This window comes from Myxococcus llanfairpwllgwyngyllgogerychwyrndrobwllllantysiliogogogochensis, from assembly GCF_006636215.1.
Lineage (GTDB): Bacteria > Myxococcota > Myxococcia > Myxococcales > Myxococcaceae > Myxococcus > Myxococcus llanfairpwllgwyngyllgogerychwyrndrobwllllantysiliogogogochensis.
Genome location: NZ_VIFM01000368.1, coordinates 1 through 9,218, shown reverse-complemented (window position 1 = coordinate 9,218; position 9,218 = coordinate 1). Strand labels below are relative to the sequence as shown.

5 protein-coding genes are annotated in these 9,218 nt (G+C 71.4%); 1 reads left to right on the top strand and 4 read right to left on the bottom strand.

The features are described from left to right. Nucleotides 1–124: 124 nt before the first annotated feature. The 4 genes from FJV41_RS45495 to FJV41_RS45480 form a co-directional block, all read right to left on the bottom strand. Nucleotides 125–2,680 (bottom strand): TonB-dependent receptor plug domain-containing protein, encoded by a 2,556-nt coding sequence (locus tag FJV41_RS45495; protein WP_246137824.1) that lies wholly within the window; start codon nt 2,678–2,680, stop codon nt 125–127. A gap of 299 nt (nt 2,681–2,979) precedes the next feature. Then, nucleotides 2,980–3,894, bottom strand: a complete 915-nt coding sequence (locus tag FJV41_RS45490; protein WP_141648888.1) for a PhnD/SsuA/transferrin family substrate-binding protein — start codon at nt 3,892–3,894, stop codon at nt 2,980–2,982. Continuing rightward, nucleotides 3,891–6,407 (bottom strand): tetratricopeptide repeat protein, encoded by a 2,517-nt coding sequence (locus FJV41_RS45485; protein ID WP_141648887.1) that lies wholly within the window; start codon nt 6,405–6,407, stop codon nt 3,891–3,893. Before FJV41_RS45485 ends, FJV41_RS45490 begins: the two co-directional genes overlap by 4 nt. A gap of 18 nt (nt 6,408–6,425) precedes the next feature. Beyond that, a complete protein-coding gene (locus FJV41_RS45480) occupies nt 6,426–8,240 on the bottom strand; it encodes a SpoIIE family protein phosphatase (RefSeq protein ID WP_174455709.1) in 1,815 nt (604 codons plus the stop codon). Nucleotides 8,241–8,484: 244 nt separating this feature from the next. Here FJV41_RS45480 and FJV41_RS45475 point away from each other — a divergent pair. Beyond that, a partial coding sequence (locus FJV41_RS45475; protein WP_181791397.1) for a site-2 protease family protein occupies nt 8,485–9,218 on the top strand: 734 nt, incomplete at its 3' end.

The window sequence follows — 9,218 nt, the reverse complement described above, 5'->3', positions numbered from 1 at the left end:
CACCCACCCCACCCTGTGCCAGCAGAGGCACCGCCTGCTCGAGCGCGGTGGCGGGCAGGGATGCATCTGCGATCAGCAGGAGGCCCCCGGCCTCCAGGTGGGGAGCGGTACTCAAACGCGGTGCCTAATAGCGTACCTTGACTTCACTGAAGAAGGATTGGGGCGGCGCGGGGAAGCCGTGAGACTCCTCGTAGGCCGCGTTGAAGAGGTTGGAGCCGAGGAACGACACGGAGATGCCGTCGTAGACGTTGAAGCCCACGCGGGCGCTGGCCGTGAGGTAGCTGGGCAGCTGCACGCGGGAGGTGGGCAGGCCCGTCGCCTCGTCCACCTGGAAGCCCGGGTCGAAGCGCGGCCCGACGAAGAGCGCGTACAGCTCCACGAAGGCCACCTTGCCGATGTTGGTGCGGCCACGCGCGTAGATGCGGTGCGTGGGCGCGTAGTCCAGCGGCGTCTCCGGGCTGTCGTCAAAGGGCACGTTCTTCGCGTCGAGCAGCTGGTAGGCCACGTCGAACGACGAGTTGATGGACGGAATCTGCGCCGCCGCCTCCAGCTCCAGGCCGGCGATGCGCGCGTCGCCCATGTTGCGGAACTGGGACACCGAGCCGAAGACGAGCTCCTGATTGATGAAGTTCTTGGCCACATTGTAGAAGCCCGTCGCCGTCAGGCGCACGCGCCGGTCGAAGGGCCAGAAGTCCACGGAGCCCTCGAACGTGTCCAGCGTCTCCGCGCGAAGCTCGGCGTTACCCACCAGCGTGGACGCGTACATCTGCTGGTTGATGGCCAGCTCCGCCAGGGTGGGCGCGCGGAAGGCGCGGCCGTAGTTGGTACGCAGCGTGAGCAGCTCCGGCACCGCGTGGAAGACGATGCTGGCGCGCGGGGAGATCTGGTCGGTCCGCTCGCGCCAGACGACCTCGGGAATCTGGTAGCGGTCATACCGGGCGCCTCCGCTCAGCACCAGGCGCTCCGTCAGCCGGTACTCCGCGTCCACGAAGCCACCGAGGATGGTCTGCTTCGTGTCATCCATGGACAGGCCCGGCAGCACGTTGGGCACGTTGACCTGGTCCAGCTTCACGTCGCCGCCGAACGTCACCGACACCGGGCCCGCCGAGTACAGCGCGCGAACCTCGCCACCCAGCCGGCGGCGCTTGCCCAGCGCGCGCGTGGGGTCGCCACCGAAGGCGTTCTCCAGCACCACGTCGCGGCGCTTGAAGAAGCCGTACGCCTGACCGAACAGGCGCAGGCTGTCCGTCACCTGCTGGTCCACCTGCGCGGAGGCGTTGAAGTTCTGGACGGACTCCTCGTCGTTCGGCGTGTAGTGGCACCGGCCGCAGTTGCCCACGGTGGAGATCTGCGTGTGCGAGCCACCCGGGCGGCCAATGGTCGCGTCCGTGAAGTCCGCGTCCAGCGCCAGGGGCCCCACGCGCACCTTGCCGTTCACCTGGTGCACCATCGAGTCCTGGTTCGTGTCCACCAGGCCCGTGGCGGGGTCATTGAAGAGCTGAGGACCATCCGAGCCATAGCCGTAGTAGCCCAGCAGCGCCTCCACGGGGCCGCCGCGACCGGCCACGTTGCCGTGCAGGCGCCACGTCTGGTCCTGGCCCGCGAGGATGCGCGCCTCGGCGCCCACGTTGCGTCCCGGAGCGATGAGGTCCGCCGGCTGGCGCTCGATGATGTTGATGACGCCGCTGAAGGCGTTGGAGCCGTACAGCGAGGAGCCCGGGCCCCGGATGACCTCCACCTGCTTGAGGTTGACGAGCGGCGTCGTCTCGTCCGCGTAGAACTGGCCCGTCCACGGGTCCGTCAGCGGGCGGCCGTCCTTGAGCAGCAGCAGCCGGTTGGACAGGTAGTTGGAGCCCAGGCCGCGCGCGCTCACCGCCGCCTTGCGCATGGACCCGCGCCGGCACTCCATGCCGGGGAAATACTGGATGGCCTCGCACAGCGAGAACTGGCCGGTGCCCTCCAGCTCCTCGGCCGGAATCCAGGACACGGTCAGCGGCACGTCCGCGATGCGCTGCTTGCGCTTGGAGGCCGTCGACACCACCGCCTCGCTCAGCACGCGGTTGACAGACTCCTCCAGGGCATCCGCGCCGCCCAGCGGGTCCTCACCGGGCAGGCTCGCCAGTCCGGACGGGGGCGGCATGGGCCGGTCCGTGGTGGGCTGGGCGAAGGGCGCGCTGATGGGGACGTTGTCGGTGGCGACCGGCGCGTGCGGCTCGCTGGTCGTCGCGGGCAGCACCGCCCCGTGCGAAGGGGACGGGGTGCCCAGCGGATCCTGCGTGGTCGCGGTGGGGCTCGCCACCGGAGCGGCGGGAGGACTCGCTGGGGGGGACTCCACGAAGGGCGCGGGGGCGACCGGCACCGGCGGCTCCGCCGTGACGGACTCTCCACCCTGGGACGGATCATCCGTCTCGGGGCCAGCGCCCAGCACCGGAATCTCCGAGTCGGGGATCGGCGCCTCCACGGGCTTGGTGGACTTGCGCGTCTTCGGGGGCTTCTTGGCCGAGCGCGGGGGCTTCGTCGCGGGCGTCTTCGTCGCTCCTGGGACTTTCGTTCCCGGCGCGGCGACGCGCTTCTTGCGCTTCACCTTCGGCGGCGACTCGGCCGCGGCGTCGGCGGCCTGGGCCTGGGCCACGGACGGATGGGCCAGGGCCAGCGCGAAGAACAGGACGGACACCACCATGGCGGCGCGGTTACCTTGGCGCCCCGCGTAAGCTCCCACCGCACCTCGCAGCGGATCAGCAGACACTTTCGAGTGCATCGTTCTCACATCCGCGGAATGGGAGGAGCCCCCGCGGTCCTGTTCGCCCCTGTTGGCGGGCGCGGCGCCAGGGCAATCGGTCTTTGGACGAATTCGCTCACCTGCACGCTCGCGCCGTAGGAAAACAAGCTACCCCAGAGGACCTGCTGGGCCAAGTCGGTGATTCTCATTCCCTGAAACTCAAGAGTGTTTCGGGCTGGCGCGTCCAAGGTTGCGTCAATTCAGTCATCCGGCTGTTCGGCGGCCACGGCGAGGTCGCCCGCGAAGGACGGGAGGGAGGGTCCCAGTTCCTCGGCGCGGACCAGGACTTCCGCGTCCACGCGCAGGTCCGGCGCGTCGGCGAAGACGGGCTGGCGGCGGGGCGGACCCTGGGTCACGAGACGTCGGAAGTCCTCGAAGTCCTTACCCTGGACACGGGCGAAGGGCTCGAAAGGAGCCACGGCGCCCACGGAACCGAGGGCCGCGTCCAGCGCCGCCTTGTGGTTGCGCAGGTCGACCAGGACGGCCCCCGGCAGCCGGGCGCTGCGGAAGAGGATGCGCAGGTCCTTGTCCTTGGGGACGTGGGACATGGGCACCAGGGCCGCCTCGGCGCCCTTGGCCTCCAGCATCTTCAGGGCGGACTCCACGTTGGGGACGGGGGCGAGCTTGAAGTGCCGCTGCGCGTCCAGGTCCCCTCCCAGGACGGCGTGGGTGACGAACTTGGGATCCGCGGGCCCCGCGCCCTTCACCAACGCCAGGCGCTTGCCGGCGAGGTCCTTCACCACGCCCTTGTGGGTGGAGACGATGGCCCAGCGCTGCTGGGACTCGCCGGGACGGGACGCCCAGGCCAGTGGCGTGGCGCGGGCGCCGAGCTGCACGGCGGCCCACCCCTCCACCACGGCGAAGTCCACCAGCCCATCGGCGATGGCGCGCGAGAAGTCCTCGTAGCGGCCAAAGCTCTTGGCGGCCACCGGGCGGTCCATCGCCTCGGTCAGCTTCGCGGCCAGGGCCTCCGCGTACTGGAAGCGCTCCTGACCGTCGCTCAGCGTCGTGGCCAGGAAGACGCCAAGCGTGGCCTTCTTCGGGGCCGCGCCAGCGGGGGTGACGAAGCAGAGGGCCAGCGCGAGGCTGGTCAGGACAAAGCGGAGCATCTTCATGGGGTGGTCTCCTCCGCGGTGGCTCCGGTCGGCGCCGCGCCCGAGGGCTCGGCGAGGCCATGGAGGCTCTGCAGGCGTTCCTTCCACTCACGCACCTGGGCCTGGCGCGGTCCGGGGCCGGAGGCGAGATAGCGGCGCCAGGCATCCACGGCCTCGGCCGGTTCGTGACGACGCTCCTGGGCGTCGATGCCCAGGTTGAGCGAGGCGACGGAGACGGCGGGCTCCAGGCGACGCCACGTGGCCAGGGCCTCGGACGACTTGCCCTTGCGCCAGTCGACGCAGGCCTGGTTGTGCTGGAGCAGCACGTCCTCGGGCTCCGCGGTGAGCGCGGCCTTGAGGGCCTTCTCCGCGCCCTTCATGTTGCCGGAGGCGTAGGCCAGCGAGGCCTCGCGCCGGTGCAGCGCGCCCGTCAGCGACGCGAGCCACCGGGGCTGGCCCGGCATGGGCTTCTTGGACGCGGCGGCCAGCTGCTTGCGCGAGGCCGCCACCTGCCCCTTCTTGTAGAGGACGAAGGCCTCCGCCAGGGCGCGGGTGTTGGGCCAGGCCCAGGGCTGCGCCGGGGTGAGGGCCTTCTTCAGCGCGGCGCTGGCCTCCGCGTGGCGACCGCCCTCCGCGCGCGTCAGCCCCCGGGCGAAGAGGACCAGCTTCGTCAGGTCCGTGCGCTTGCCGGTGCCCAGCTTGTCCACCGCGTCCAGGTCCCGGTCGGCGCCTTCGACATCCCCCGTCTCCAGGCGGGCCAGCGCGCGACGCACCAGCACGCGCGGCAGGTTGGCCTGCGCCACGCTCGCGGCCGTGCGCGACGGACCCACCTCGGTGAGCCGCTGCACGGCGGCGTCCACCTGTCCCAGCTCCACCTCCGCGAGCGCCGCGCCCACCGACGCCTCGGCCTGCTGGTCCGGCTCCTCCGTCTGCTTGCCCGCGCGGCCAAAGGCCTCCAGGGCCGCCTGCGCGTCGCCGGCGCCCAGCCGCGCGTAGCCCAGCAGCAGCTGCTCCCGCCACGTCGCGCCCGGCAGCGTCGCGCCCTGCTCCATCACCTTGCGCGCATCCGCGTAGCCGCGCGTCTCCATCAGCGCCGCCGTCAGCCGGCGGGCCATGAGGGCGCTGCGGTCCAGGTCGAACGCGCGGCGCAGGTCGCGCACGGCGTCGTCCGCCCGCCCCGCCCCGCCCCTGTCCCGGGCACGGTGCGCGAGCGCGCGGGCCAGCCACTGCTTCGCCCCGGCGTGCGTGGGCTCCACCTGGAGCGCGTTGCCGTAGTCCTCGATGGCCTGGTCCCACTGGCCGGTGGCGAAGTGGTCCGCGCCCAGCAGCATCCAGCCCAACGCCTGCCTCGGCACCATCTCCACGACGCGCCGGTGCACCTCCACCGCGCGCTGGAAGCGGCCGGCGCGACGGTTGACGGAGCCGAGCGACGCCCACAACTCCACGCTGCTCGCGCCCGAGCGCACCGCAGCCTCCAGGAACTGGATGGCCTCCTCGTGCCGGCCCTGCGCCTGGAGCGCCTTGCCGACCGCCATCTGTCCCAGCACCAGTCCGGGCTGCAGCTCCAGCACCTTGCGGTACGCCTCCTCGGCGGCGGGGGCCTGCTTCTGCGCCAGCCGCACGTCACCGAGCAGCAGGTACGCGGAGGGCGACGCCCCCAGCTTCACCATGGCCACCGCCTGCGCCTCCGCGCGCGGCACCTCGCCCGAGGCGAGGTACAGCCGGGCCAGCTTCTCCTTCGGCTCGGCCACCTGCGGGAAGCGCGTGGTGACCCCTTCGAGCAACGTCCGCGCCTCGCCCAACTTTCCTTCCAGCTCCAGCACGCTGGCCAGCCCCTGCTGCACGGTGGGCGACTCCGGCCGGCCCGCCTGCGCCTGGGTGAAGGACGCGCGAGCGGCCACCCCGTCCCGGCGCAGCACATGCGCCCGGCCCAGCAGCTCATGGACCTGGAAGTCGTTGCCCGCCAGCTTCGCGGGACGCAGCGTCAGATACTTCTGCAACCGGGTCACCGCCGCGTCGCCCTGCTGAGCGAAGAGGTAGTAGCTGGCCAGGTAGTAGTGGACGATGAGGTGCTCGGCCTGGTCCGCGCCGGCCACCTGCTCCAAGAGAGGCACCGCCTCCGGGAAGCGGCGCAGCTTGAAGAGGGCCACGCCCAGCGGGTACGCCAGGGATAGCTCGGACGCATTCGCCGCCTGCACGGGCTTGACCCGGTCCACGGTGCGCGCCCAGTCCTGCAGCGCGTTGGCGGCGGAGCCCACGCCCGCGGCGGCGGCGACGGAGCCCGGCTCGGCGGCCAGGGCCTGCTCGAAGAGGGCCAGGGCCTTGCGGTATTTCTCGTCCGCTTCCTTCTTGTCACCGGAGGCGCTCGCGGCGCTGGCGGACACCTGGGCCGTCTCGCCGTCCTTCACCAGCCGCTGCGACTCGGACATGGGTGGAGGGCGGTACTGAGCCAGGGCGGGAGGGCCGGCCAGCGAGGCCAGCAGGGCGAGCGCCGGGACGAGGCGTCGCATGGGGGTGTGGGGTGTGCGGCGCATGCGGGTGTCGTCCAGGGGTCAGGCGGGGCTGTACTCGGCCACGACGACGGTGATGTCATCGCGCTGGGGCTGGCCGGCGCTGTGCGCGCGGGCGTCCGCGAGCAGCGCATCACGCAGCGCCTCCGCGGACAGGTGGGCATGGGCTTGCACCGCCGCGGCCAGACGCTGGGTGCCGTACATGCGCCCCGCCCCGTCCCGCGCTTCGGTGATGCCGTCGGTGTACCAGACGATGATGTCCCCCGGCCGCAGCTGCGCCTGACGGGACGAGAACTGCGACGTCACGGACGCGCCGAGCAGCGGCCCGCGCGCGGGCAGCGAGGCCACCTGCCCGCTGTGCTTGTTGAAGACGAGCGGGCTGGGGTGCGCGCCCGCCGCGTAGTCCACCAGGCCGTTGGACACGTCGATGACGGCCAGGGCGCTGGACATCTGGTGCTCGCCGCGGCCCACGTTAGCCAGCGTCACGTTCAGCGCGGTGATGAGCATCTGCGCGTTGACCTCGGTGGGCTCGCGCAGCGTCATCGCGGAGGCGAAGCCGCTGGTGGCGCTGGTGGCGACCAGCGAGGTGGACAGGCCGTGGCCCGTCACGTCGCCGATGCCGATGACCACCCGCTGCTCGTCCAGCACGGCGCGGAACCACCAGTCGCCACCACACGCGTCGGCGGTGACGACGAGGCCGGCGATGCGCAGCGGCCCCACCTGCACGGCATCTCGTCCTGGCAGCAGCGTCTCCTGCACCGTGCGGGCAAGGGACACCTCGCGCTCGAGCTGGGCCTTGGCGCGCACGTCGTCCAGCAGCACCTTGATGCGCTCGGCCATGTGGTTGAACACCACGCCCAGCGTCTTCACCTCGCGGCCAGCGCCGGTGGCGGACTGGGTGCGCGCACCCAGGTCTCCGGCGGCCAGCTGCATCACCTTGTGGGTGAGCACGCCCAGCGGACGGGTAATCCTGCGGCTCTGGAACGCGGCGACCACGCCCGCCAGCACCACGAAACCCACCCCCAGGGCGAGCATGCGCCAGGTGTTGGTCTCCATGGTGGCGCGCTTGTCACGCTCCAGCTCCCCCAGCTGATTCTGGAGGGCGCGCAGCGAGTAGCTGATGACCACCAACCCCATGCCGCTGCTGGAGCCGTAGTTGATGGGCTCATGAATCTCGTACACCGCCTGGTTCTGGAAGAACGCCTGAACCAGTCGCTGCTCGACGACGCGCTTGGCGGGCGCATCATCGGAAGCGCCATCGGCGGCGGGCTTGTCGGGCGCATCGGCGGCCTTCGGCTCGCTGTCCGCCATCACCACGCCCTCCGGGTCGATGATCTGCACGCGGAGGATGTTGGGGTTGGCCCCGACCATGGAACCGGCCACGCCCTGCAGGAAGTCGTAGTTGTTGTCGCGCAGGTTGGTGACGGAGGTCAGCGCCAGCGTCCTGCCCACCGTCTGTCCCAGCTCGCGGGCCTGCTCCTGGATGCGCTCGGTGGAGCGGCGCGCGGTCTCCTCGAACTGGGACTGCGTGGAGGCAACGGACAGCGCCGCCACCATGCCGACGATGACCACCACCAGCGCGGTGGTGGTGAGCAGGAGGATCTGGTCCAACCGGAGGCCCCGGATGGCCGCCACATTGGGCAGCTCCCCCGCCTCCAGCGGAGCGATGAGCGTGCCCGTCGCCTCGACGTGGGGCAGGCCCACGTTGGACGTCAGCCGCGTGGCGGTGGACTCGCGAGTGCCGGTGATTTCCCGAGAGCCCGTCCTATCGGCGGGCGACAGCGTGCCGCCAGGGGACGTGCCAGGGGACGTTCCGGGCTCGGGTGTGGGGTTCAGACGCGTGTTCGTGCTGGACAAGGACACACCCGGAAGGCCACGCCAAGGCGCGGCGGGGAGCGGGAAAGAGCCGCGACTCTAGCGCACTTCTCCTGCTTCGCGAGACCTTGCCCCCCATGGCACGTCACGTCGGGCCCTCGGGCCGAGGCTTCCCACGAGGTGTGGTGCGCGGGTTGGCCTGGCGGACACTTCACATCCGGTGCGAAGCGGAGCACCAGACCTTCACCGGGCGTCCGCTCGAGACGCCGGTTAGCATCCCGGACGCATGAAGCCCCACTTCCACGTGTCCGGGTTTCCCGTCCGCGTCCACCCGCTCTTCTTCCTCACGACCGTGGCGACGGGCTGGAGCTTCGCCTCCGGGCTGGCCCACCTGGCACTGTGGGTCGCGGTGGTGTTCGCCTCGGTGCTCCTCCACGAGCTGGGCCACGCGTGGGCGTTCCGCCACTTCGGCTCCACCGCGAGCATCTCCCTGCACGGGATGGGTGGAACCGCGCAGGGCACGGACCAGCTCACGCACCGCCAGTTCGCGTGGGTGAGCTTCGCGGGCCCCGGGGCGGGCTTCCTGCTGGGCGGGCTGGTGTGGGCGGCCTCGGTCGTCACGCCGCTGGGCGAGCAGGGCGGACTGGTGGGCATGGCCGTGCGGCAGCTGCTCTGGGTGAACCTCGGCTGGGGACTCTTCAACCTGCTGCCCGTGCAGCCCCTGGATGGAGGTCACCTGCTCGCGTCGCTCGTGCGAGCGCGCAAGGGGTATCGGCATGAGCGGGCCCTGCACCTCGTCGGCATCGTCACGGCGGTTGTGATGGTGGGGCTCGCCGTCTGGCAGCGCACCGTCTGGGTCGGGGTGATGGCCCTGATGTTCGGGGTGATGAACCTGGAGCAACTGCGACAGCTCCCCCGCGAGGTCCGCTTCCAGCCCGCTTCACCCCCTCGCCGCGTGGCCCCGCGACGCGCGTCGACGGTGGGCGCCGTCACCCTCGACCAGTTGCTGGGGCGAAGCCC

What these genes read in the sequence shown, in the direction of transcription:
- FJV41_RS45495 (WP_246137824.1), bottom strand. Translation starts at nt 2,680, where the DNA reads ATGGTGGTGTCCGTCCTGTTCTTCGCGCTGGCCCTGGCCCATCCGTCC.
- FJV41_RS45490 (WP_141648888.1), bottom strand. Translation starts at nt 3,894, where the DNA reads ATGAAGATGCTCCGCTTTGTCCTGACCAGCCTCGCGCTGGCCCTCTGC.
- FJV41_RS45485 (WP_141648887.1), bottom strand. Translation starts at nt 6,407, where the DNA reads ATGCGCCGCACACCCCACACCCCCATGCGACGCCTCGTCCCGGCGCTC.